The organism is Mycobacterium sp. 1165196.3 (assembly GCF_001673415.1).
Lineage (GTDB): Bacteria > Actinomycetota > Actinomycetes > Mycobacteriales > Mycobacteriaceae > Mycobacterium > Mycobacterium europaeum_A.
This window is the reverse complement of the sequence record NZ_LZLU01000105.1, coordinates 38,867-62,632: the sequence shown is the minus strand read 5'-3', so window position 1 is coordinate 62,632 and position 23,766 is coordinate 38,867. Positions and strand designations below refer to the sequence as shown.

Annotated in this window: 28 protein-coding genes; 12 read left to right on the top strand and 16 right to left on the bottom strand. The window is 66.9% G+C overall.

The genetic code is table 11. From position 1 onward, the window contains the following. Positions 1–29 precede the first annotated feature (29 nt). From A5659_RS11240 to A5659_RS11220, 5 genes are all read left to right on the top strand, one after another. Positions 30–644 carry a TetR/AcrR family transcriptional regulator gene (locus A5659_RS11240; RefSeq protein ID WP_067181040.1) on the top strand — a complete coding sequence of 205 codons (615 nt, stop codon included), beginning with the start codon at positions 30–32 and terminating at the stop codon, positions 642–644. Further along, positions 641–1,156: a hypothetical protein gene (locus tag A5659_RS11235; protein ID WP_066865807.1), complete on the top strand. Its 516-nt coding sequence runs from the start codon at positions 641–643 to the stop codon at positions 1,154–1,156. Before A5659_RS11240 ends, A5659_RS11235 begins: the two co-directional genes overlap by 4 nt. Before the next feature lie 162 nt (positions 1,157–1,318). Further along, entirely contained in the window at positions 1,319–2,593 is a 1,275-nt protein-coding gene (locus A5659_RS11230; RefSeq protein WP_067025426.1) for a cytochrome P450, read from the top strand. Beyond that, positions 2,590–2,778, top strand: coding sequence for a ferredoxin (locus tag A5659_RS11225; RefSeq protein WP_066865812.1), 189 nt, complete (start codon positions 2,590–2,592; stop codon positions 2,776–2,778). The genes A5659_RS11230 and A5659_RS11225 overlap by 4 nt, the downstream gene beginning before the upstream one ends. Before the next feature lie 30 nt (positions 2,779–2,808). Beyond that, positions 2,809–3,093: a DUF1330 domain-containing protein gene (locus A5659_RS11220; protein WP_066865814.1), complete on the top strand. Its 285-nt coding sequence runs from the start codon at positions 2,809–2,811 to the stop codon at positions 3,091–3,093. On the opposite strand, the gene A5659_RS11215 is transcribed toward A5659_RS11220, so the two are convergent. From A5659_RS11215 to A5659_RS11185, 7 genes are all read right to left on the bottom strand, one after another. Beyond that, positions 3,094–3,294: a ferredoxin gene (locus A5659_RS11215; protein WP_007777398.1), complete on the bottom strand. Its 201-nt coding sequence runs from the start codon at positions 3,292–3,294 to the stop codon at positions 3,094–3,096. Between the two features lie 11 nt (positions 3,295–3,305). Beyond that, a complete protein-coding gene (locus tag A5659_RS11210) occupies positions 3,306–4,511 on the bottom strand; it encodes a cytochrome P450 (protein ID WP_067181037.1) in 1,206 nt (401 codons plus the stop codon). Between the two features lie 112 nt (positions 4,512–4,623). After that, entirely contained in the window at positions 4,624–5,424 is an 801-nt protein-coding gene (locus A5659_RS11205) for an NAD(P)-dependent oxidoreductase (RefSeq protein ID WP_082976021.1), read from the bottom strand. Further along, entirely contained in the window at positions 5,421–6,236 is an 816-nt protein-coding gene (locus tag A5659_RS11200; RefSeq protein WP_067181031.1) for an NAD(P)-dependent oxidoreductase, read from the bottom strand. The genes A5659_RS11205 and A5659_RS11200 overlap by 4 nt, the downstream gene beginning before the upstream one ends. Further along, on the bottom strand, positions 6,236–7,129 hold the full coding sequence (locus A5659_RS11195) for an alpha/beta hydrolase (RefSeq protein ID WP_067181028.1): 894 nt from the start codon (positions 7,127–7,129) through the stop codon (positions 6,236–6,238). The genes A5659_RS11200 and A5659_RS11195 overlap by 1 nt, the downstream gene beginning before the upstream one ends. A gap of 7 nt (positions 7,130–7,136) precedes the next feature. Further along, a complete protein-coding gene (locus A5659_RS11190) occupies positions 7,137–8,816 on the bottom strand; it encodes an OB-fold domain-containing protein (protein WP_067181076.1) in 1,680 nt (559 codons plus the stop codon). Positions 8,817–8,938: 122 nt separating this feature from the next. Next, on the bottom strand, positions 8,939–9,256 hold the full coding sequence (locus A5659_RS11185) for a hypothetical protein (RefSeq protein ID WP_066865826.1): 318 nt from the start codon (positions 9,254–9,256) through the stop codon (positions 8,939–8,941). A 161-nt stretch (positions 9,257–9,417) separates the two neighbouring features. Here A5659_RS11185 and A5659_RS11180 point away from each other — a divergent pair, with 161 nt between their 5' ends. Genes A5659_RS11180 through A5659_RS11170 form a run of 3 tightly spaced genes read left to right on the top strand, consistent with a single transcriptional unit; the run spans position 9,418 to position 12,065 of the window. Further along, positions 9,418–10,341 (top strand): NAD(P)-dependent oxidoreductase, encoded by a 924-nt coding sequence (locus tag A5659_RS11180; RefSeq protein WP_067181025.1) that lies wholly within the window; start codon positions 9,418–9,420, stop codon positions 10,339–10,341. Between the two features lie 11 nt (positions 10,342–10,352). Continuing rightward, complete coding sequence (locus A5659_RS11175; RefSeq protein WP_066865832.1) at positions 10,353–11,096, top strand: hypothetical protein; 744 nt, start codon at positions 10,353–10,355, stop codon at positions 11,094–11,096. A 12-nt stretch (positions 11,097–11,108) separates the two neighbouring features. Continuing rightward, positions 11,109–12,065, top strand: a complete 957-nt coding sequence (locus tag A5659_RS11170; RefSeq protein WP_067181022.1) for a TIGR03564 family F420-dependent LLM class oxidoreductase — start codon at positions 11,109–11,111, stop codon at positions 12,063–12,065. Here the strand turns inward: A5659_RS11170 and A5659_RS11165 are convergent, their stop codons facing one another. Genes A5659_RS11165 through A5659_RS11155 form a run of 3 tightly spaced genes read right to left on the bottom strand, consistent with a single transcriptional unit; the run spans position 12,066 to position 14,857 of the window. Next, the gene (locus A5659_RS11165) at positions 12,066–13,241 is read right to left on the bottom strand and encodes an acyl-CoA dehydrogenase family protein (protein WP_067181019.1); all 1,176 of its coding nucleotides are present in this window, start codon (positions 13,239–13,241) and stop codon (positions 12,066–12,068) included. A gap of 27 nt (positions 13,242–13,268) precedes the next feature. After that, the gene (locus A5659_RS11160; protein ID WP_066864380.1) at positions 13,269–13,565 is read right to left on the bottom strand and encodes a ferredoxin; all 297 of its coding nucleotides are present in this window, start codon (positions 13,563–13,565) and stop codon (positions 13,269–13,271) included. After that, positions 13,562–14,857, bottom strand: a complete 1,296-nt coding sequence (locus A5659_RS11155) for an NADH-ubiquinone oxidoreductase-F iron-sulfur binding region domain-containing protein (protein WP_067181017.1) — start codon at positions 14,855–14,857, stop codon at positions 13,562–13,564. Before A5659_RS11155 ends, A5659_RS11160 begins: the two co-directional genes overlap by 4 nt. Positions 14,858–14,893: 36 nt before the next feature. Here A5659_RS11155 and A5659_RS11150 point away from each other — a divergent pair, with 36 nt between their 5' ends. Further along, complete coding sequence (locus A5659_RS11150; protein WP_066864375.1) at positions 14,894–15,367, top strand: hypothetical protein; 474 nt, start codon at positions 14,894–14,896, stop codon at positions 15,365–15,367. 17 nt (positions 15,368–15,384) lie between these two features. Here A5659_RS11150 and A5659_RS11145 read toward each other — a convergent pair whose 3' ends face one another. The 6 genes from A5659_RS11145 to A5659_RS11120 all read right to left on the bottom strand — a co-directional run bounded on the left by A5659_RS11145 (position 15,385) and on the right by A5659_RS11120 (position 20,541). Beyond that, complete coding sequence (locus A5659_RS11145; RefSeq protein ID WP_067140712.1) at positions 15,385–16,251, bottom strand: alpha/beta fold hydrolase; 867 nt, start codon at positions 16,249–16,251, stop codon at positions 15,385–15,387. A 15-nt stretch (positions 16,252–16,266) separates the two neighbouring features. Further along, positions 16,267–16,665: a Rieske (2Fe-2S) protein gene (locus A5659_RS11140; protein WP_064882584.1), complete on the bottom strand. Its 399-nt coding sequence runs from the start codon at positions 16,663–16,665 to the stop codon at positions 16,267–16,269. A 1-nt stretch (position 16,666) separates the two neighbouring features. Continuing rightward, positions 16,667–17,812, bottom strand: a complete 1,146-nt coding sequence (locus A5659_RS11135) for an amidohydrolase family protein (protein WP_066864369.1) — start codon at positions 17,810–17,812, stop codon at positions 16,667–16,669. A gap of 28 nt (positions 17,813–17,840) precedes the next feature. Further along, positions 17,841–18,932 (bottom strand): amidohydrolase family protein, encoded by a 1,092-nt coding sequence (locus A5659_RS11130; RefSeq protein WP_066864365.1) that lies wholly within the window; start codon positions 18,930–18,932, stop codon positions 17,841–17,843. 246 nt (positions 18,933–19,178) lie between these two features. Continuing rightward, on the bottom strand, positions 19,179–20,072 hold the full coding sequence (locus A5659_RS11125) for an NAD(P)-dependent oxidoreductase (protein ID WP_066864362.1): 894 nt from the start codon (positions 20,070–20,072) through the stop codon (positions 19,179–19,181). Between the two features lie 76 nt (positions 20,073–20,148). Further along, entirely contained in the window at positions 20,149–20,541 is a 393-nt protein-coding gene (locus A5659_RS11120; RefSeq protein WP_008253716.1) for a carboxymuconolactone decarboxylase family protein, read from the bottom strand. 292 nt (positions 20,542–20,833) lie between these two features. On the opposite strand from A5659_RS11120, the gene A5659_RS11115 reads away from it, so the two are divergent. From A5659_RS11115 to A5659_RS11105, 3 genes are all read left to right on the top strand, one after another. After that, on the top strand, positions 20,834–21,463 hold the full coding sequence (locus A5659_RS11115; protein WP_066880490.1) for a nitroreductase family protein: 630 nt from the start codon (positions 20,834–20,836) through the stop codon (positions 21,461–21,463). A 145-nt stretch (positions 21,464–21,608) separates the two neighbouring features. Continuing rightward, positions 21,609–22,607, top strand: a complete 999-nt coding sequence (locus tag A5659_RS11110; protein WP_066864359.1) for an acyl-CoA dehydrogenase family protein — start codon at positions 21,609–21,611, stop codon at positions 22,605–22,607. Then, positions 22,591–23,766: an acyl-CoA dehydrogenase family protein gene (locus A5659_RS11105; protein WP_066880492.1), complete on the top strand. Its 1,176-nt coding sequence runs from the start codon at positions 22,591–22,593 to the stop codon at positions 23,764–23,766. Before A5659_RS11110 ends, A5659_RS11105 begins: the two co-directional genes overlap by 17 nt.

Sequence of the window (23,766 nt, the reverse complement as noted above, 5' to 3'; positions counted from 1 at the left end):
GTTTTGCTACGTCGGTAGAGAGGACCCTGGTGCCCGTCGCGCGGCGATACGACACGCTTCTCGCTAAGGGGGAGGACCGCAAGCAGCGGATCCTCGACGTCGCCCAACGCCTGCTCACCCGCAACGGCTGGCGCAGCACCACGCTCGCCCAGATCGCCGGTGAGGCCGGGGTGACACCGGCAGGCCTGCTGCATCACTTCGAATCGAAGGAGCAGCTGCTGCACGCGGTGCTCGATGCCCGCGACCTCGACGACGACACCCACGCCGACCGGACCGGGGATCTGTTCGACCAGATCGCCGCGGTCGCGGACCGGTTCCACCGGGCCCCCGAATTGGTGGGGACGTTCACGGTGCTGCTCGTCGAGAACATCCTGCCCGAGGCTCCGCTGCACGACCGCATGCTGGCCAGGCACCGGGCCGCCACCGACATCGTCGCCGAGCTCATCCGTCGCGGTCAGGCCGATGGCCGGTATCGCGACGACATAGACCCCGCCGTCAAGGCAGTAGAAATCCTCGCCTTCGTCCACGGAATGGAAACCACATGGTTACTCGATCCCTCGATACCGCTGCCCGAGGTGTTCAAGCAGTACGCCGAGACACTGGCGCGGGACTTCGCGCCCCCGAAGAAGCTCGAGACGACATGAGGTACCGGCTCGACGTCGTCGCCACCACCGCGGTCGATGTGGTGCGGTTCGCCGGTGGCTGGATCTTTGACCGGTCGATGGCGGGTTGGGACGTCACCGTGCTCTTGATGGATCTGGCCGACCACCCCGATGACCGGCCGCTGCAAATCATCGGTGCCCAGGTGCTCGACCTCGAAGAGGCGCTGGCATCGGTGCATTCGCGGCCCCGCCCCCAGGCCCTGGCGGCCGCGGCGGATCTGTTCGGCTGCGACGCGCGGGTTCGCCAAGGCGTGCTGCGGGCCCTCGATCAGGGCGCCATGGAGGTCACGCTGTGGGGGGAGGACTGGCCGTCGGAACTCGATGACAGCGTCGGACTGGTGCAACACCAGCTGAGCATGGCGGCGCAGACGTTCAAGGCCCAGGCCCTCGCGGCGGCGGCCGTACCGCACGCCCCCGTCGGCCACGTCGAGACGTTCCGCAGCGGGCTGCTGGCGTGGCCCTCGGTGGCCGCCGACCTGGTTCCCGCCAGCTAGTCGGGCGCGATCAGACCGGCGCGCCACGGTCGGCGGCCGGCGAATCGCGCGTCTCGAGACGCCCGGCGGGGACCCGTCGTTGACGACCACCACCCCGTGTGAAAATGTAATACTCATCCGCGAGAGGCACATTCTCACTAGCCGAGATTCAAGGAGCAGGAGATGGCGAACGAATTCTCCGAATTGGACTTCTTTCGCGGCAGCGAGCTCATCGAGAACCCGTACCCCTACTACGAGGCGCTGCGTCAGCGTTGCCCCGTCACCCGGGAAAGCCACCACGACGTCACGATGATCACCGGGTGGGACGAGGCGTGTGCGGTCCTCAACGACGCCGAGACGTGGTCTTCCTGCATCTCGGTGACGGGTCCGTTCCCCGGCTTCCCGGTCCCGATCGAAGGCGACGACATCACCGAGCTGATCGAGCAGCACCGTGACGAACTGCCCTTCAGCGACCAGCTGCCCACGCTCGACCCGCCGACCCACACCAACCACCGCTCGTTGCTGATGCGGCTGATCACCCCGAAGCGCCTCAAAGAGAACGAGGACGCCATGTGGGCGCTCGCCGACCAGGCGCTCGACGACTTCCTGGCCCCCGGCCACGGCGAATGGATCAAGGGCTTCGCGGGCCCGTTCACCCTGCTGGTGATCGCCGACCTGCTGGGCGTGCCGATGGAGGACCGCGACAAGTTCATCAAGGGCATCCGCGAGCACTCGGGCGGCGGCGTCGGGGGCACCGGCAAGGAATCGTTGGCCCACAGCCCGCTGGAATTCCTCTACGGCCTGTTCTCCGATTACGTCCGCGACCGCCGGAGCGAGCCGCGTGACGACGTGCTCACCGGCCTGGCCACCGCCACCTTTCCCGACGGTTCGATCCCGGACGTCGAGGACGTGGCTCGTGTCGCCAGCAACGTGTTCTCGGCGGGACAGGAGACCACCGTGCGGCTGCTCGGCGCGGCCCTGCAGACGCTGGGCGAGCGCCCCGATATCCAGGCGCAGCTGCGCAAGGATCGCAGCCTGATCCCGAATTTCATCGAAGAATCGCTGCGCCACGAGAGCCCGGTCAAGGGCGACTTCCGGATGAACCGGCGGCCGGTCAACGTCGGTGGCGTCGACCTGCCGGCCGGCACTACGGTGATGATCGTGCAGGCCGCGGCCAACCGTGATCCGCGCCGGTTCGAAGAACCCGCCACCTTCGATCCGACGCGCAAGAACGCGCGCCAGCACATCTCGTTCGGGCGTGGTATCCACAGCTGCCCCGGCGCCCCGCTGGCGCGGGCCGAAACCCGGGTGGCGATCGAACGGCTGCTCGACCGCACGACGGATATCAGGATCAACGAGGACGTCCACGGGCCCGCGGATAACCGTCGCTACCAATACGTTCCGACCTACATTCTGCGTGGCCTGACCGAATTGCACCTGGAGTTCACACTGGCATGAAGGTTTGGGTAGACGACCAGCGGTGTCGCGGTCACGGCATGTGTCTCACGCTGTGCCCCGACGTGTTCAGCCTGACCGACGACGGTTACGCCGTAGCGACAGATTCCGATGTCCCGGCGGAATTGGAGTCCGCCGCTCAGGAGGCGATCCAATGCTGTCCCGAGCAGGCGATCAGCGAGAAATAACCAAAATTACGGGCGAGTAAGGAGATTCGAGTGGCCAAAGGGTATGTCATCCTCACCGAGGCCATCAAAGACCCGGAAGGCATGAAGGCATACGCTCAAGCCGCCGGATCCGCGATGAGCGGTGCCACCATCCTCGCGGTGGACACCGCGCCCAAAGTCATCGAGGGCGACTGGCACGGCGACCAGACCGTGGTGCTCGAATTCGAGTCGGTGGATGCGGCTCGGGCGTGGTACGAATCCGAGGGCTACCAGAAGGCGGCGAAACTGCGCCAGCAGGCTGCCGACTGCAACGCCGTCATCCTCTCCGGAATCTGATTACTCTCCGACGATGGAGATCGCCTGACGAGGGCACTGGCGGACGGCCTCGCGCACGTCCGCCTCGTTCTCCGGGGTGACTTCCTCTTGGTGGACGGTCAACATGTCGTCGTCGCCGAGCTCGAAGATGTCTGGGTTGATACCCATGCAGACACCGTTGCTCTCGCAGAGTCCCCAGTCGACTTCGATTTTCTTCGTCATCGTGGCCCCCTTTAACGAAGCACCTTGACGGGCACGTTCTTCCAGCCCGCCACGTTTTGCATGGTCACCCGTTTGCACCCCGCCAAGTCGACCTCGTAGCGCGGCATGAAGTCGAGCAACCGCTCCAGCGCGATCCGGCTTTCCAGGCGGGCCAGCGCGGCGCCCAAGCAGCTGTGGATCCCGTATCCGAGTCCGAGGTGCTGCGCCTCGGTGTGATCGCGCTCGATGTCGAACGTGTCGGCGTCGGTGAAGGCGTCCGGGTCGCGGTTGGCCGCGGCACCGCACAGGAATACCGGTTTGCCCGGCGGGATCACGCCACCGCTGACGTTGGCCTCCTTGAGGGTGTAGCGGACGTTGTACTGCACCGGCCCCTCGTAACGCAGTAACTCCTCGACCGCCCCGGGGATCTTGTCCCGGTCCTCCTGCAGCTTCTGCCACTGGTCGGGGTGATTGGCGAAGATCACCGCGGCGTTGCCCATCAGCTTGGTGACGGTCTCCGCGCCCGCGCCGCCCAGAAGGGTTGCGAACCCGCAGATCTCGATGTCGTCGAGCTTGCGCAGCTGGCCGTCTTCACCTGGAATTTCGGCGGCGATCAGCCGGCTGATCATGTCGTCCTGCGGGTCCTGGCGCCGCTCCTGGACCAGGCTGAAGTAATACATCGCCGTGTCGATGTTGGCCTGCATGCCCGCTTCGCTGACCTCGATCTGTCCCGGTTCACGGTGCAGGCTGGTGTCGATCCAGTGGCGGACCTGCTGGCGGTATTCCTCAGGGACCCCGGCCATCCGGGTGATGACTTCGACCGGGAAAGGTCCGGAGAAGTCCTGCACGACGTCGAAATTATCCGGATCGACCGCTCCCAGATATTTGTCGATCACCTCGATGATCGTCTCCCGCTGCGACTGGATCGCCCGCGGGGTGAACGCCTTGTTGAGCAGGCTGCGCATGTGGCGGTGCTCCGGCGGGTCCATGAAGATGATCGACTTCTGCTCGGGCGGCAAGCCCTTGCGCACCATCGCCAGGTCGCAGCCGCGCGCCGACGAGTACGTCTCGAAATCCTTGAACGCGGCCGCCACGTCTTCATGGCGGGTCAGGGCGTAGAAGTCCTCTCGCTCGTCGTAATACAGTGGCGTTTCCTCGCGCATCCGCCGATAGATGTCAAACGGGTTGTTGAAGTAGTCCTCCGAGTACGGATCGAAGACGACCTTCGGTTTTGTCACTGCATCCTCCTCAGCGGCGAGGTTGGGCTGAACCCGTTACAGCGGAGTCGCTGACTGTAACGCTAACGGTAATACCTTCATGACGAACCGGAAAGACCAAAACGCTGGTATTTCATACCGTCTTCGCGACGCCGATGGCCGCGATGACGTCGCCCAGCGCACCCAGACCGCTGCCCAACTCCCCGGCGATAGCGCGGACGGTGGCCGCATCCTTCGCCACGAACTCGCCGGTCATTTCGATGAACGACGCGATGGAACCGCCCGCCGCGACGAGGTTTAGCACGCGGCTAGCCGCGCTGCCGTGTCCCAGGGCGGTCAGCAACGTCGACTCCGGCACGCCGAGCCCTTCTCCCAGCCGGACCGACTCGGCCAGCAGCCCGATCTGCCCGGCGAACAGTGCGTTATTGACGAGTTTCACTTTCTGGCCCGCGCCGGCCGGCCCGACGTGCAGGACCGGGTCGCCGTAGCAACAAAGCAGCGCTCGCACTCGGTCAACCGCTTGGTCGGCACCGCCGACGAACAGCGTGAGGCGCCCGGCGGCGACGTCATGTGGGCCCCCGCTGACCGCGGCATCGACGACGTCAACACCTTGTGCGCGCTCGCCGATGGCCGCGATGGTGTCCGGGCTGACGGTGGTGTGCACCACCAGCACCGAACCGGGCCGCATTGCGGATAGCAATTCGCCGGCCAGGCAGACCTCTCGAACCTGATCGTCGTTGAACACACAGAGCACCACGACGTCGGCTCGGGCACCGGCTTCGGCCGCCTCGCCGACGGTCCGCGCGCCCAGTTGCTCGAGCTCGCCGCGCTTTTCGGCCGTCCGGCCCACGGCAAGGACGTCGTGACCGGCGGCCACCAGGCGGCCGACCATGGGGCGGCCCATCCGTCCCGCGCCGATGAATCCGACTCTCACCGTGGGTGGTCCATCAGGGCCAGCGCCGCGTCGGCCGCATCGAGCACCGCGCCGCCGTTGGCCCCGGCGTTCTCGGCAAGGTCGACGACCAGCCGAACATCCTTCTGCAGCAGCCCGCCCGCCACCCCGGCCAGCCGATCGAGTCCGCCGATGCCGCCGAGAGCGTTGAGCGCAAAGCTGTTGCCAGAGCTGCGGGAGACCACTTCGGTGAGGCGGTCCGGTTCGACGCCAAGCGCGCTGGCCAGTGACAGCGCGCTGGCCGCCGTGGCCAGGTTGGCGGTGAACAACAGGTTGTTGAGGAGCTTCGTGGTCTGTCCGGAACCCAGCTCGCCGAGGTGAACGACGGGATCGGCATAGGTCTGGAAGACGGGGCGGCAACGCTCGACGACGTCGGTGTCGCCGCCCACCATCACCAGCAGCCGGCCCTCGGCCGCCGCGCCGCCCCCGCCGCTCACCGGCGCATCGATGACGGAAACACTTTGGGCGGCAGCCTTGGTCGCGAGGTCTCGGCAGGTGTCCGGATGCACCGTGCTGTGCACGGCGATCACGCTGCCGGGCTTCATCGCCGACAGCAATCCGTTTGTCCCGCAGGCTAGTTCGTCGATGTCGGCGTCTGCGACCACGCAGAGGCAGACCAGGTCACTGGCCGCGGCGAGTTCGGCGGGTGACCCGGCGATGCCGGCCGAGGTGTCGGAGAATGCCTCGAGGGCCTCCGGCCTGCGCGCCCACAACGTGGTGGGGTAGCCGCCCTCGACGATCCGGCGCGCCATGGGACCGCCCTGGCTGCCCAACCCGATGAATCCGACGCGCATCAGCCGGCCTCCAGATCGGATTCCGTCTTCGCCGAACGCTCGGCCACGCAATCCCGCACGAATTCAAGGACTTTCGAGTGGTAGATGGGGGCGGCGTGACTGAGGCTGATGTTGTGCCCGGCGTCCGGTTGTCGATGCACGACGAATCGCGGCGCCCCGGTGAACAGGGCGCCGACCTCGGTCACCGCCGCATCGTTGGTCTGCCAGACCTTTTCGTGCTCGGCGATGCTGAAGTGCACCGGGACGCGCACGGCGGGCGCGAGCTCCGGGAAAGTCTGTCGCGCCCAGTCCGACACCATCTGGTCCTCGTAGGCCGGTGCGGACGGCGACACCGTGGCGCCGTTGAGGACCTCGGGTGGGTAAGACTGCTCTGGGCTCCACAGCAGTTCGCGCATGCCCGACGGGCGGCGTTCGCGGGTGGCCGTTTTCAGTATTTCCTTGGCGGCGGGGTGGTAGTGCCGGCCGGTGCCGGCCAGTTCGATACCGAGGAGGTCGGCACCTCGCGCGTCGGCGGCCAACCGCAGCGTCAGCTCGCAGCCGCCCGAGTGGCCCCACACGAATATGCCTGCGCCCCGTGGTCGTTCGCCGAGAATGCGGTCGACGGCACTGTAAGCCAGGTTGACGCGCTGCTCGCCGGAGACCATCGCTTCGGGATAGGGCGCCGAGCTGCCATAGCCGGGCCGATCAAGGGCCACCACGGTGAACCCGGCCGCCGCGCCGGTCCGCAACAGCGAATACGAGGGGTGGCCCGGGCAGTCGAAATACATCGCGGTGGTGCCACCGCCGTGGATGGCCACGATCACGGCCTGCGGGTCTTCGACTTCGGTGACCAGCGCCGACATCGGCACCCCGTCGACGATTACCAGCCTTGGCCGCGGCGCCGCGGGGTTCATGCTCGTCTCATTCCGGCGCCCGCAGCAGGAGCACGCCGCTAGGAGTCAGGCCGCCGCTGCTGACCACACCGACGCGGGCACCGACGACCTGGCGGTCACCGGCCTCGCCGCGCAGCTGAGTGATGGCCTCGTGCAGCAGACCCATGCCGTGGGTGCGGCCGTGCGAGAGTTGGCCGCCGTGCGTATTGAGCGGCAACTGCCCGTCGCGCGCGATGTTCTTGCCGCCGTCCAGAAAGTCTTTGGCCTCACCGATTCCGCAGAAGCCCAGCGCCTCGATCCAGGACAGACAGTTGAAGGAAAACCCGTCGTACAGCTCTGCCACGTCGACGTCGGCGGGTCGCAGCGAGGTACGCGTCCACACGTGCGCCGCCTGGCCCAGCACCTGCGGCTCGTGGGTGAGGGTGCTTTGGTCCCAGTCGAGTCGCTCGACGATCTGCGTTCCCACCGCTTCCACCAGTACCGGCGGCTTGGCCAGGTCGCGGGCGGCGTCGACCGCCGAGACGATGACGGCGATGGCGCCGTCGCACGGCACGTCGCAGTCGTATAGGCCGAACGGCGTGGTGATGGGCCGCGCGCCCAGGTAGTCGTCCATCGTCATGGGCGACCGGTAGATGGCGGTCGGGTTGAGTTCGGCATTGGCGCGCTGGTTCAACGCGATCCAGCCCAGCGTTTCCTTGGTGGTGCCGTACCGGTGAAAGTGCCGCTGCGCGTTCATCGCCAGTGTGTGTGCCGCTGACGTGGCACCAAATGGCATCTGCCAGCCCGACATTCGGCCCGCTGAACCGTGGGCCGGGGTGATCTTGCCCTGCTTCATCAGCTCGCCGTTGGTGGCTTCCCACAGGGTGCGGAAGCACAGCACGTGGCGCGCCAGCCCGCAGGCGACCGCGAGCATCGCGGCGATCACCGAGCCGCCCGGCCCGAACGTCTCCATGGCGCCGTTGTGCCACGTCGGCCGGATGCCGAGCGCGCCCTCGAGGGCGGTGGTGCCGCCCTCCCCGAAGCCGCCGACATTGATCGCGCCGGGGTAGGTGGACAGGCCGTCGATGTCGGCGTAGGTCAGGCCGGCGTCGGCGATGGCCGCCTCGCATGCCTGCACGGTCAACGCCAGCGGCGGCTGCATCAGCCGGCGGCCGATCGGGGACGCGCCGATCCCGGTGAGCGCGACCTTGTCTTCGAACTTGTCCACCGTGAGCATCGGGCGGACGTGCTCGCCGAAACGTTCCGGCGCGATCTCGTCGACCGGCAGCTCACCGGGTTCGTCGGCATCGGCCCCTCCCGCCCGCACGATCCGAAACAGCGGAAACCACACGTCCTCGACCTGCTCGAAGACAACCTCGACCTGCTGTCCGAGTTCCAGCCGATCGACATCGCTTTCGACGATGTTGGTGGTCAACCGGACCCGCGGGTCCTCCGCGATAGCCACCTGCGCGATCACGTAGGGCGCCGCCAGCCCGGGCAGGCTGAACCGCTCGTTGATGGTGAATCCGGCGAGCGTCGCCCGGCCCGAGACCGCCCGCACACCGATGTCGCGGGACCGGCAGTACCGGCAGACCGGCGCGGGTGGATGGATCAGCGATTCACAGCTCTGGCATTCCTGCAGGCGCAGCTTCCCGTCGGCACCCGACGTCCAGAAGAATTCGTTGTCCTGCGTGATCAGGGGCAGCGGCCGTCCGGGTGCTGCTGACACGTCACCTCCGGGGGTCCGCACGGCCGGCCTGGTAGGGCCATTATGCAAATCGGAGAATTACGTTATCACTCTGCGCACACGCGATCCAGACGCGTTGCGGGTCAGGTGAGGTGGGGCCCCGGTCAGTACGGCACCCAGACGCCGTCGAAATAGGCGCCCCATTGGTGAAAGCCGACGCTCCACATCGGTTCGTTCGGCGACCACGCCGGCCGTGGCGGCGGGGGCGGCACGTCCGATGCGAATTCCGGCGAATACGCCGGCGGCACGGCGTACCACGGCGGGGGAGCCGGTCGCGGTTTGCATTCGAACGTCGACACGTTGAACGACAGGTTGCGATCGCACTGCGCCGAGCTGATCGCCGGCGTCGCGATCGCCGCAACGACCATCGTCATGAAGGCGACCGCGACAACGGCGGTCAGGCGACCAAATAACCACCTCATGGTGGGCCTCCCGGTGGGGCCAATTCGAGCCTGGCCCGCTCCAGCTTATTCCGTTGCTACCGCCACGACTAGGTGACTTTCGCGGCGTCTCGTGGCGTTTCCCGTCGACCGGGAGTTATGCTCGCCACGCGGTATCAAGTACTTAACATTCGGAGGACGGGTTGCTCGACGCAGAGAAGATTCTCATCACCGGGGCGACGGGCAAGATCGCGTTTCCGATCGCGCGTGCCCTGGCCGCAGCGGGCAACGAGGTGTGGGGTGCCGCGCGCCTGAAAGATCCCGCGGCCCGGCAAAAACTGGTGGACGCCGGGATCAGACCGGTCGCGCTGGACGTCGGCGCCAGCGACTTCTCCGGTCTCCCAGACGATTTCACCTACGTCTTCCACGCCGCCGTGGACCCGGGCGTCGACGATTGGAGCCAGTGCGTCGAAACGAACGCGCAGGCGTCCGGCGAACTGCTCTACCATTGCCGCGCCGCAAAGGGTTTCGTCTTCTGCTCCACCGGCTCGATCTACGCCTATCAGGGCCGGCGACCGCTCACCGAAACCGATCCGCCGGGGGCACCACTGCGGGCGAACTACAGCTTCTCCAAGGTGGCCGCCGAGGCGGTGTGCACCTGGATCGCCAGGCGCTTTCACATCCCGCTGACCATCATCCGGATCTGTTCGACGTACGGCCCCCAGGGCGGTGCGCCCGCCGACCGTCTCGATGCGATATTGGCGGGCAAGCCCATTCGGTTGCATCCCGACAAGCCGAACAACTACAACCCCATCTATGAAGACGACTATGTGGAGCTGGGCGTCCGCGCGATGGAAGTCGCTGCGACACCGCCCGTCGTGGTGAACTGGGCCGGCAGCGAAACCGTCAGCGTGGAGGAGTACTGCGGCTTCATGGGTGAGCTGGTCGGTGTCGAGCCGATCTTCGAGTACACGCCCCAGGCGCACACCCCGCTGTGGCCGGACGTCACCCACATGCACGACGTGCTCGGCCGCACGAAAGTGCCCTGGCGCGAGGGATTTCGGCGCATGGTCGCGGCCCGCCATCCAGAAATCCAGCTGCATCAACACGATTCGACGAGAGCCTGAGGTTCAACGCCATGCATCTTCCCGGCACGCCATCGGACGAGGTGCCCGAGATCCTTGCCGCCGGTGGTGGCGAGATCACCACCCTGTTCGTCTCGATGGCGATCCGCCACCCCGACGGGAAAGACGCCGAGTATCTGCGCTGGCACAGCCTGGATCACCGCCCGGAACAACACCGCCTGCGCGCGGTGCGCGCCTCGTTGCGGTTGGTGTCCACGCCGGCCTGCCGCTCGGCTCGCGCGGTGAGCGGCGGGCCGTTGGACGCGGTCGACCACGTGATGACGTACTTCTTCACCGACACGGCCGGATTGCACGATTTCAACGAACTGTCCACGGCGCTGGGGAACGCCGGCCGTAAACTCCCGCTGCTGCCGCCGGTGGAGCGCGGCGTATACGACGTGCAACGCAAAGCCGCAGCGCCGCGCGTCCGAATCGGGTCAGACGTGTTGCCCTGGCTACCGGTGCGCGGCGCGTTCGTGTTGGTCGAGCGGGGACCGTCGTCCCCGGACCCGCTGGCCGACGTCGACGGCGTCGCCGGTGTCTGGTCCGCGGTATCGCGCCGGGTCGACGCCAGCTTGGCCAGCGCACCGGAGAACCAGACGATCACGTATTGCTTCCTCGACGACGATCCGGTTGCCACCGCGGAGCGGTTGCGGCCGGTGCTCGAGGCCCGCTGGGCCGAATCGGGCATCGAAGCATTGTTTGCCGCACCATTTTTCGCAATTGTTCCGTACGAGTGGGATCGTTATGTGCCGTAGGAAAGGGGCCGCATGCGCATCGGCTTGATGGTCGGCTCCGACAAGGAGCGTTCGCGTGCCGATCGGCTTGCCGGCCTGATCGACGACGGGGTCGCCGCCGAAAGCGACGGTTTCACCGCGTTTTGGATGCCCCAGGTCCCCGGCTACCTCGACGCGTTGACCGCCGTGGCGCTGATCGGGCAGGCCACCGAGGCCATCGAGATCGGAACGGCGGTCGTGCCGATTCAGACTCGCCATCCGATGATCATGGCGCAACAAGCCCTGACCACCCAGGTCGCGTGCGGCGGGCGGTTCACGCTCGGCATCGGACCCTCGCATCATTGGATCGTCAACTCACAGCTGGGCTTGTCCTATGACCGCCCGGCGCGCCTGATGGGCGACTATCTCGACGTGCTGCTCGCTTCCTTCGCCGGTCCGGGCACCGTGGATGTCGACAACGAAAACTATTGCGTCCATTCGCCGGTCGATGTCACCGACGCCTTCGAGATGCCGCTGCTGCTGTCGGCGCTCGGGCCGACGATGCTGCAACTCGCCGGCGAGCGGGCCGGGGGCACCGTGCTGTGGATGGCCGACGAGCGCGCCATCGCCGACCACGTCGTTCCACGCCTCACCGCGGCGGCCGCCCGGGCCGGGCGGCCCGCGCCCCGGATCGTCGCCGGTGTTCCCGTCGCGCTCTGCTCCAATAGCGAGGCGGACGAGGCTCGCGGCTACGCCAGCGAGGTGCTCGGACACGCGGACTTCTCGCCGAACTATGTGCGACTGCTGCAGCACGGCGACGCCGAAGACGTCGGTGACACCATGGCGGCAGGCGACGAGGCGACCGTCCTGGAGCGGTTGCGCCGCTACCGCGATGCCGGTGTCACCGACCTCGCGGTGCGAATCGTGCCGTTGGGCAAGGACATTGACCAGCGAACCAAGTCGCGACGCCGAACTCAGCAGTTTCTGTCGTCGCTGTGTCCGGCGTTGTGATCACCGCGAGGGCAGACCGAGGACGCGCTGCGCGATGATGTTGCGCTGGATCTCCGACGTGCCGCCCGCGATGGTGCCCGCGTAGCTGCTGATGTAGCGCGCGAACCAGCTGGCGGTGAAAAGATCCGGGGCGTAAGGGTTGTACGGGGCCGTCAGCATTTTGTCCCGCAGCCCATCGGCCCCGGCGGCGTCCAGAGCGTGTCGTAGCGCGCTCTGTTCGGCCTCCGAGCCGAACACCTTCAGCACGGACAACGCCGCCACGTCCACCTCGCCGCGAGCCGCTTTACCCAGCGCGGCCGAACCGAGCAGCCGCAGCGCGTAGTAGTCCATCACGATGGTGGCGTAGTGGTCCGCATTCACCTCGTCGCTGGGCCGGTAGTCCTCGAGGAGTTGCTCGAGCCGGTTGGCGAACGCCATCCACATCAAAGTGCGCTCGTGGCCGAGCGAGCCGTTGGCGACCCGCCACCCGCCATTGAGCGGCCCGACCAGGTTATCCGCGGGCACCTGGACGTCGTTGAAGAACACCTCGTTGAAGTCCAGCTCGTCACGGTCATAGACCGAGGGGAAGGGGCGACGCACCAGACCGGGACTATCGGTCGGGATGAGCAGCGCGCTGATTCCCTTGTGCCGCGGAGCGTTCGGGTCCGTGCGAACGAACGTCAGGATCACGTCGGCATCGTGGGCGCCGGAAGTCCACACCTTCTGCCCGTTGACCACGAACTCATCGCCGACCAATTCGGCCTTCGTCCGCAGCCCGGCCAGGTCGGAGCCGGCTCCCGGCTCGCTCATGCCGAGGGACGCGGTCTTGTCGGCGCGCAGGATCGGGACGGCCCAGCGCCGCTTCTGCTCTTCGGTGCCGAAGGACAACAGCGACGCGGCGATGATGCCGACGCCCTGGGGATTGAAGCAGTGGTAGATCCGGCGTCGCGACAGCTCCTCGCGATGTACGAACTGCTGCAGGATGTTCGCGTTGCGACCACCGAATTCCGGTGGGTTGCCGGGTAGTAGCCATCCGTGGTCGAACTGGAGTCGCTGCCAGCGGCGCGACCATTCGGGCACGTGCGAGGTCGACGACGGGCGCTCCGCGGCTTGGGCCTGCGTCGGCAGGTGTTCGGTGAGGAAGCCGACGAACTCCGCGCGAAAGGCTTCTACGTCGGCGTCAAAGGTGAGCTGCACGACACTACTCCTCGGGGCGCGGACGGCTCAGCGCGTGAATCCCCACTCCGCCTCGTTCTCTTCGGTTTTGAGGTGCTCGGCCGGGTCCTCGGCGTCGGCCAACGGCGGCTGCGACGCGCGGGAGGTGCGCTGGCCGATTTCGGTGATGGCGTGCACCGGGCAGTCGAGCAGCGCCCGCATGACTGCGTCGCGATCCGCCTCCGCCACCGTGCCGTCCCCGATGAGCGATGCGTACCCCCAATCGTCCAGCGAGAAGTATCCGGGCGCGTGTTTGGCGCAGATGCCGAAGCCGTCGCAGATGGTGCGATCCAGCCGGATTTTCATGCTTGCCTCACAGGTTCCGCCTCGTAGGGACGGTCCGCGCGGAACGCACCGCGGGTGCAGTCCGGGCAGGTGCCGTCGAGATGGGCACCGACGTCGTCCGGGAACTGATCGAGCAGGCTGGCAGCGACGTTGGTCGCGGCATCCAGCGTTGCGCACGCACCGCGTCCACGCAGCAGCACCGACCAGCGGCGCAACCGTTCGACGTCTTCTGCCGTCGCGGCGCCGTCGCGCAGCGCGCCGGCGGCCGCGGCCATCGCCGCCGTCCCGTTGAAGCACGATCCGCATTGACCCGCGTTTTCGCGATCGAAGTACGCGAGCACGGATGCGGCCACCGCGACGGGGCAGTCCTCGGTGATGATCGAAATCGCACCGCAGCCCAGCCCGCTGCCGACGCGGCGCATCGTCTCGTGGTCCAGGGTGGTCTCCAACACGGAGCGGTTGAGCAGACCGGCGAAGTAACCGCCCATCAGCGCTCCGCGCACCCGGTCGGCCGGAACACCGTGCAGGGCAAGCAGTTCCGTGAACGGCAGCCCAAGCGGCAGTTCATACAGGACGGGAGGTCGCCCGCCCCCGGTGATGGTGGCCAGGAAGGTGCCCGACGACAGCGTCGTGCCCTGCGACCGAAAATCGGTCGATCCGTGGCCCTGCAGGTAGGGCAGGTTGGCCAGGGTCTCGACGTTGCTCACCAGCGTGGGCCGGTCATCGACGCCGGCCTCGAAGGGACGCGGCGGCTTGTCCGTCGGCTTGGCCGGGCCGCCGTTGATCGCGCGCACCGCGGCCGTCTCCTCGCCCGCCACGTACCCCGGCGCCACGGTGCGCAGGTCGACGGCGACACCGAGCGCTCCGGGGTCCAATTCGCCCAGCGCGGATTCGATGCTGTGTGCCGATTCCTGATCGGACACGTAGACGTAGGCGCGGTCGGCGGCAACGATCGTCGCGGCCAGCCGCAGTCCGTCCAGGACGAGGTGAGGGCGATTGCGCAACAGCCAACGGTCCTTGACCGAAGCCGGTTCTCCCTCTTCGCCATTCGCCACGACGACGGGCACGCCCAGCAGTCGTCCGTTGTCGCGCACCGACCGCAGCTTCACCGACAGTGGGAACGCCGCACCGCCGCGCCCGACCAGGCCGCTCGATTCGACTTCGGTCAAGAATTCATCGGGGTCGCCAAGCGGGCGGTAGCCACCGACCTTGCGATAGGACGCTAGGTCCTCGCGGGCGTGCTCGCTCAGCAGCCGCGGCGTGCATCCGGGCAACGTCGCGGTGGCGATGGTGGTGGACTGAGTGGTGTTCAAGGCTGGCCTGCCATCGTGTTAGTTAGGCTTGCGCACATGCGAACTGCGGTGGTGCGTGTCAATGTCGACCCGGAAAGCGTGCTCACACCCGCACGACTACGCGACGGCATGGCGGCTCTCCTCGAGCTGGTAGCCGCGGCCGGCGCGGACGTGGTCGCCAATGACCTCGCATCCCGGCCCGCGACCCGCCGCGAAGTGGAGCTGCTCATCGCGGCCGAAGACGGCGACACGGCCAAAGCCACCGCAATCGGATTGTGCACCAGAGCATTCGGCGTTGATCCCGCTGCGGGAGTGGTCACCTTCGTCAGCCGGGGAACCGACGACGACGCGCACGGCGTGCTGTCCGCGTTCGGGCTCACCGGTGACATCGAGCGCACCCCCGGTGCGGACGGATTCGACATCGTCCAGGTGACCCTGCGCGAGTCCGATCTCGAACGGATCCCGGAAAGCCGCGTGCACACGGCGCTGGAGGCGTCGCTGAATTGCGAGGTCCACATCCACACCAGGTAGTGCACCGGTTCGCGCCATCACGAACCCAGGAATTCCAGAATGGCGGGCGCCGCCTGCACCCAGGTGTCGAACATGTTGAAGTGCTGCACCCGACCCGCGGCGCGGTCCTCCGACGCCCGCTCCCAGGCATCCTCGGGCCACGGCGGGTCGATGAGCTTCGATCCCTTGATCAGGCAGCTGACTTCCAGCGACGTCCGCTTCGGGTGATCCATGTCGTTCTCACCGCCACGAATGATCAACGTGGGCACCTTGATTCGGTCGAACATCTCGTCCTCGACGCCCGGAATCGTCTGTCCCGGCTTGGAGACGAAGGCGTTGAGCCAGCGCAGCATCAGCTTGAGGAACTCATCCTTGTCGAAGTCGAGGAACCGCTGCTTGTTGTTCGGGTTCTCCTCGATGCGCTCACGCCATTCGGCCACCTTCATCACGCCGTCCATGCCGGTGCCGCGCACCGCGAGGATGCTGGGAATGATGTAGAACGAACCGAGCACGAAGGTGCCGTAAGTGCCGCCGACGATGTTCCACACCACGAGCTTGGTGACCATCTCGGGATAGAGCATCGTGGTCAGCATGGAATCCCTTGCCCCGCCGGAACCTCCGGCCAGAATGCAGCGCTCGAAGCCCAGGCCGGTCACCAGCTTGTGCAGCGTCTCGGCGCGCATGTGGGACTCGCTCTGCCCGTAGAACTGCACGTCCGAGGCCCCGCAGTTGGGGCGGTCCCACAGCAGCACCCGGTAACCGCCCGCGGCCAGGGCGTCGGCCAGCGGACGCAGGCCGGGGATCTCCTTGCTGAACCGGCCGCCCGGCGTCAGCGCAATGAGATCGCCAGAGTCACCGAGGATTTCGTAGACGACATTTCCCCCGTTGATCTCGATAGAAGGCACCCGATTCTCCTGTGGTTAGGCCTGAACCAAAACGTCGTTGCCCACGACGCGCACCGGATAGGTGCGAATACTCCATTCCGGCTTGACCGCCGTCGTACCGGTCGCCAGCTCGAAACCCCATTGGTGCCAAGGGCAGTAGATGTATTCCAGGTCGCGCACCATGACCGAGTCGCCCGGCGCGGTCTCGTCGACGATGGTGCGCCCCCGGGCCCGTCCCGAACACAGCGGGCCGCCTTGGTGGGGGCAGTAGTTCGCGATGGCGTAGAAGGTGCCGTTGACGTTGTAGACGCCGACGCCGTGGCGCCCGATCGGTACCAGTTTGTGTGTGCCCGGCGGGATTTCGTCTACGGTGGCGACGACGTGCTCGCGGCCCTGGGCGAGACGGGGCTCGGGCCGTTTGGTTTCTTCCGTCAACTCAGAGCACCCGGGTCTGACCCTCGAGGACCGGCACGGTCTCGGGCAGGTGATAGGTCGCGATGCCGTTCTTGTACATCACGGCGTCGCGGGCGTGCTTGGGCAGGTGCTTGACCAACCAGCGCGGGTCATCGAACGTCCAGTGCGGGTAGTCCGAGGAGAACAGCAGGATCTTTTCGCACTCCATCCATTCCAGCGCGCGGGTCAGCTCGGTCTTGTCCTCGGGATAATCCAGCGGTTGGGTGGTGAACTTGATGTGGTCCTTGACGTATTCGGACGGCTTGCGCTTGATGTCGAGCCACGACTTGCGGGCGTCATAGATCGCGTCCATGCGCCACATCAGCGGCAGGATCCAGCTGAAGGCATGCTCGACGAACACGATCCGCAGCGTCGGGAACCGGTCGAAGACGCCGTCGAAGATCAGGCTCATCACTTGGTTGGCCGCCAGCAGGGAGTAAGTCACCATGAAGTCGTGGTTGTAGCTGGGGAATCCCACCGGCGGGATCGGCAGCTCGTCGAACTGGCTGCGCGATAGGTGGCAGCTCACGGTGATGTCATTCTTGGTGGCGGCCGCCCAGATCGGGTCGTACTTGGGGTGTCCCCAGGACGGCCGAGGCTCTGCCTTGATCAGGATCTGGGCCATGAAGGGGTGCCCGGCCCAGCGCTCGATCTCGCGCACCGACTCTTCCGGCTCCTCGATCGCGATGCAAATCGAGCCGCGCCACCGCTCGTGCCAGTTGTTGTGGCTGTCCAGCCAGTGATTGGCCTGCCAGTCGTTCAACGCGGCCGACATCGCATGCTGCGCTTCAGGAATGCGCGCCGGGTAGGCCGCGGGCTCCAGGATCGCGATGTCGGACCCGGCCTCCATGATCAGCTGGCGAAACGCCAAATCCGGGTCGCTGCAGGGGAACTCGCCGTTGGCCGGAAACGAGTCCACGCGCATCGCGTAGGAGTGCGCGTAGTCCGGTGCGTCGTAGTAGATCTGCTCACCAACGGTGCGAGTGAGAAAGTACTTGCTGCGCCACGGCTCGGGGATGTACGGGAGCAGCTCTCCGCGCTTGGGGGCCGGGTGGACATCCGAGTCGACGCAGCGGACGGCTATGCGCTCGGTAGCGGGAACCCGCTCCTGCGAATGGGTCAACGTCATCTGGCTCTCCTCAGTTTTCGCGATACTTCTACTGTGCGCCCACCCCGGCGGGAATGTCTATGCCGTAGAGCTGCGCCGCGTTGCGCCAGCACAGCTTCTCGCGCTGTTCGGCCGACAACGCGCTGGGCAGTTTGCTGACATCGCCGCATTGCCAGTGTGGATAACTCGAGCCGAACATCACCATGTCGTCCTTACCGGTGAAGCCAAACCACTCGCCGGCGAATTCGGCGTCGCCGGGGCCGTCGAGACTGCCCTGCACGAAGAACACGTGACCGGGCAGGTAGTCGCTGGGAATCCGCGGTGCCCACGGCGTCTGCTCCAGGTGCGGACGGCCGAAGGTGTCCATCCGCCAGATGAACGGCGTGATGAAGTCGGCGGCACCGTCGCCCCAGACGAACTTGAGGCCGTCGAACCGCTCGAACACTCCCTCGGCGATCATGTTCATCAGGTGATACAGGTAGTTCAGCGCCATGAAGCTGACGTACTGCTCGTAGGTGCGGGTGTTGCCGTTCGGCGTCGGCGGGAATGCGATGCCCGACCCGACCTCGATGTGCGCGGCGACGGGTAGTCCGGCGTCGACGGCGGCCTCCCAGATCGGCCAGAACTGCGGTTTGCCGTACAGCTCGCGGGATTGCAGCGGGACGCCGATCTGGACCACCCGCGGGTGCGCACGCCACCGCTCGATCTCGCGCAGCGCGCCGGGGATGTCGTCGGGGTTCACCCGGATGGTGCCGCGGAACCGCTCGCCGAACTGGCTGGACTCCAGCCAGTTCGACACCATCATCTCGTTGTGCGCGGCGTGCAGGGCGCTGCCCAGGTGCCGGTCCGGCATGATGCCGCGCGCCATCGGGTGCAGCACCGCCACATCGACGCCGCGCTTCGAAAACAGTTCATTGGCAACGAAATCCGGGTCCGAACCCGGGTACTGGCGGTCCGGGCCCTCGGTGTTGGGCGCGTACTCACCGCCTGGGGCGCCGTACCAGTCCATCTCGTAATCGGGGAAGCCGCGGCTCTTGAACGGCTCGCGCAGGGTCTTGCGCAGGGCCTTGTTGGACGGGAAGAAGATGTGCACGCTGGCGTCGATCAACGGGGTGCTGGTTCCGTCGGCGTGTGTGATCACAAGAGCCACCCTTCGGCTGCGGCGGCGAAAGCCGGCCGCGCGAGGTCAGATGATAGCCAATCTAACATTTCGTTCGGTGGTCCATCAACGGGTTTCCGGTAAGCATTTCGTTTATTCATCGTCGCTGGTGGCACGCGTTTTGTGGTCGTCGGAGCAAGTATGGTTCTTCTTTGCGGATAATACCATTCTCCGAGGTGGGGAGGGACGCGATCGCGGGCTCGTCGCCGCGGCGGCCGGGGCGATGGGCTAGTCCGATGCCCCGCCCACCGTCACGCCCGCGGCCCGCTCGAACGGTTTGATCACCGTCGTGAAGTCGGATTCGGGCCCCTCGTCGCGGGCAAGGGCCTCCCACAGCCGGCCGATCGTCTCGGCGACCTCGGCGGGAACGCCAAGCGCCCGCGCTTCATCGAGGTAGAGCCGCACGTCCTTGAGCATCAGCCCGGTGGCGAAGCCGTAGTCGAAGGTGCGCGGCAGGATCGCGCGGGGGAACTTGTCGCGGCTCGCGCTCGTCGCACCCGATCCCGCGTTGAGCACCTCGATCATCACGGCGGGGTCGAGGCCGGCCTTGACGCCCATCACGACGACTTCCGCGGTGGCGGCCAAGACGTTGGCCGCCAAGATGTTGTTCGCCAGCTTCATCGTCTGCGCCGCGCCGGGCTTGTCGCCGACATACATCGGCCGGCCGAGCGCTTCGAGCGCGGTTCGCACGAGGTCGAATTCGTCGCGCGGGCCCGAAACCATGAGCGCCAGCGTCCCTTTCTCGGCCCCGCTGACACCGCCGCTGACCGGGCTGTCCATCGCCACGATGTCGCGCCGGGCCAGCATCGCGTGGATCTGCACCGCCATTTGGCTACCGACAGTGGACAAGTCGACGTAGCGCCGCACCCGCGCCCCCTCGATCACGCCCGCCGGGCCGGTCGCCACCTCCAGCGACACACTCGGGGTGGGCAGGCTGGCCAGCACCGTTTCGGCGCGGTCGGCGACCTCCTTGGCCGACGACGCCGGGCGGGCGCCAAGGGCGACGACGCGCTCGAGTGCCTCGCCGCTCGTGTCGAAGGCGACGACGTCGTGATTTTCCCGGAGGAGGCGGGATGCCATGGGAAGGCCCATATTTCCGAGTCCGATGAACCCGATCTTCATGTTGGGTCCCTTACCCCGATGGTGGCGACCCGGCCCCCGCAAGCGGGAGGTGCCCCCGGCGCCCGGCTCCGCCGCGCTAGCGGTCGCCACTATCCCGGTCCAGTTCGCCGAACGCCTCACCCGCGATGCGAAAGCTGTCGACGGCGGCCGGCACGCCGGCGTAGATGGCCACCTGCAGGAAGACCTCGCGGATTTCCTCACGGGTGACACCGTTGGTCAGCGCCGCCTTGATGTGTGTGCGTAATTCGTTGGGCCGGTTGAGCACCGAGATCATCGCCAGGTTGAGCATGCTGCGGGTCTTGCGCGGGAGTTCCTCGCGGCCCCAGACGGCACCCCAGCAGTATTCGGTGACGAGGTCTTGCAGGGGCCCGGTGAAGTCGTCCGCGTTGGCCAACGCGCGGTTGACATACTCCTCGCCCAGCACCTCGGAGCGGATGTCAAGCCCCCGCTGGTAGGTTTCGCGATCCAATGCACATCTCCCTTCAATTCGGGGCAGCGGCCCTCGATGTAGTCGCGCGTGCGCTGGCGAGGTTCCGATTGCCTGAGCGCAGTCTTGCACCGTGGTCGCTCGGCGGGGTCTACAGTCGAGGTTCTAATGAAGCTGTCCACTTTCTGTTCTCATTGCCGCCGGACGGCTGCTTCAACGTCGCGGTAACCAAAGTCTTGCGCCGCAAGGAATACGAACTGACGGTGCGGACCTGGGCGACTCTGGACGTAGAGGAGAAGCAGTGACCGGAGCAAGCGCTGACATCTGGGAAGTGATGTCGACGGCCCGGACCATCCGGCGCTTCACCGACGAGCCGGTGGACGATGCGACCCTGGCGCGGTGTCTCGAGGCGGCCAGGTGGGCCCCCTCGGGCGCCAATGCGCAAGGCTGGCGATTCGTGGTGCTGCGATCGCCCGAGCAGCGGGCGGTGGTGGCCAAGGCCGCGGCCCACGCGCTGGAAGTGATCGAGCCGGTCTACGGCATGAACCGGCCCGCCGACGACGACAACAGCCGTCGAGCCCGCACCTACCGTGCGACATACGAATTGCACGACCGCGCCGGTGAATTCACTTCGGTCCTGTTCGCCCAGGCGCATTACCCGACGGCGTCCGAACTGCTGCTCGGCGGTTCGATCTTTCCCGCCATGCAGAACTTCCTACTGGCCGCCAGGGCCCAGGGCCTGGGTGCCTGCCTGACCAGCTGGGCCTCGTACGGCGGTGAGCAGCTGCTGCGGGAAGCCGTCGGGGTACCCGAGGGCTGGATGATCGCCGGCCACATCGTGGTGGGGTGGCCGAAGGGCAAACATGGCCCGCTGCGCCGGCGTCCGCTGGCCGAATTCGTCAACCTCGACCGCTGGGACCAAGCCGCCGACGGCGTCCTCGACGGTGCCCGAGCCCCCGGCTAGCTGGGCGCTCGAAGCCATTGGCCCGGCGAACCGGGCGCGCGGCGGGATGGCCTGTTTGATACCCCATGCCCGGATTCAGAGATTATTACTTCCGCAACCGAGAATGGTATTCTCGCCGTGACAGTCACGACGAGAGGCGGCGCGGATGCTGTTGGAGTTCGATGCTGACCAGCGACTGTGGCAGGACACGGTGCGCGACGCCGTCGCGAAGCAGTGCCCGCCGTCGTTGGTGCGCAGCGTGGCCGAAGAGGGCGTCGACCCGAGCCCGTTGTGGAAATCGTATGTTGACCAGGGCTGGACCGAGCTCAGCGATGCGGACAGCGCCGTCGAGTTGGCCATCGTGCTCGAGCAGCTCGGCCACGCCACCGACCCCACCCCTTACCTGGCGACGATGAGCCAGTTCGCGCCGCTCGCCGCGGACCGCTTCGACCCACACCAGTCGGGCACCGCCGTCTATAGCGGGGTCGCCGCGCACCGCGACGCCGAGGGTTGGGTCCTGGAAGGCACCGCGCGGCACGTGCTCGACGGAGATCGCGCGGATCGGCTGGCGGTGGTGACCGACGCCGGGGTGTTCCTGGTCGCGTCCGGTCAGGTGTCGGCCCGGCGCGCGGCGGTGTTCGATCCGGTACTGCACGTCGCCGACCTGTCGTTCGCCGAGGTTCGGGTGCCCGACAGTGACCGGCTGACCGTCGACGCGGAACGCGCTCACCATTTCGCGTTGACCGGCATGGCGATCACGATGGTGGGCGCCTGCCAACGCATCCTCGACCTGGTGCTCGAGCACGTGAGTAGCCGCCAGCAGTTCGGCGTGGCGATCGGCTCGTTCCAGGCCGTGCAGCACAAGGCCGCCGACATGCACGTCGCCGTGCAACGGGCGCGCGCGCTGGCCTACTTCGCCGCGTTGACGATCGCGGCCGACGATCCGCGCCGCCGGCTGGCGGCCGCGATGGCCAAGGCGTCGGCCGGCGAATGCCAGTCGCTGGTGTTCCGGCACGGCCTACAGCTGCATGGCGCAATGGGATTCACGTGGGAGAACGACCTGCAGTTCGCGCTGAAACGAGCCAAGGCGGGCGAGTTGATGCTCGGCGGCGCGGCGGAGCACCGGGCGCGGATCGCGGAGGAATACCGTGCAGCTGACTTTTGATTCCGACGTCGAGGAGTTCCGGGCGGAGTTCTCGGCGTTCCTGGACGAAAACCTGCCTCCCGCAAGCGAAACGCTCGAACGCCCCCGGTCGGTCTCACACATGCCGCAGTGGGCCCGCGACTGGCAGCGGCTGTTGTTCGACAACGGCTGGCTGCTGCCCAGCCAGCCGCCGGAATTCGGCGGGCGCAACGCCACGGTCATTCAGCAGTTCGTCTATCTCGAGGAACTGAGCCGCCGGCGGATCTACCACAGCTTCAACCCGCAGGGCGTGAATATTGTTGGGGCATCGCTGTTGTCGTTCGGCAGCGACGAGCAGAAGCGGCGTTGGGCGGTGCCGATTTTGCGGGCCGAGATCACCGCTTCGCTCGGCATGAGCGAACCGAGCGCGGGTTCCGACCTGGCGTCGCTGCGCACTCGCGCGGTGCTGGACGGCGGTCACTTCGTGGTCAATGGCCAGAAGGTGTGGACCTCGGGGGCCCACGACGCCGACATCCTGCTGACGTTCGTGCGGACCAATCCGGATGTGCCGAAGCACAAGGGAATCAGCGCGCTCATCATCCCCACCGATACCCCGGGGCTGGTGCGCCGGCCGTTCCCGTCGATCTGCGGTGCCGACGATCTCGATTTCAACGAGGTGTTCTTCACCGACGTTCGGGTGCCGGCCGAGAACCTGGTCGGGGAGCTCGACCAGGGGTGGCGGGTGGCCAACGGCTCGCTGGGCCATGAACGCACGATGATGTGGCTGGGTTTCGCCGATCGCCTGGAGAACATGATCGACGATTTCCATCCGAGCACCGACGTCGAGCGTGACCAATACGCCAGCACCATCATGGACAAGCAGGCCCTACGGCTGCTGGGTTCGGCGGCTCTGGCGCGCGCCGCGCGTGGCGAAGATGATGTGGCCGCGATCTCGGTGCTCAAGCTGCTCGGCTCCGAGGCTGAGTTGCGTGGCATGGAACTGGCGCTGACGTCCGCGGGATCCGACGGACTGGTGCACCCGGGCCTGACGGGCCCGTACGCGCACATGAACCTCGACCACTACTTCGCCAGCTGGTTCGAGCGCTACGCCCGCAGCTTCTCCGGGACCATCGCCGGCGGCACGTCGGAGATCCAGCGCAACATCATCGCCCAGCGGGTACTCGGCCTGCCGCGCGGCTAG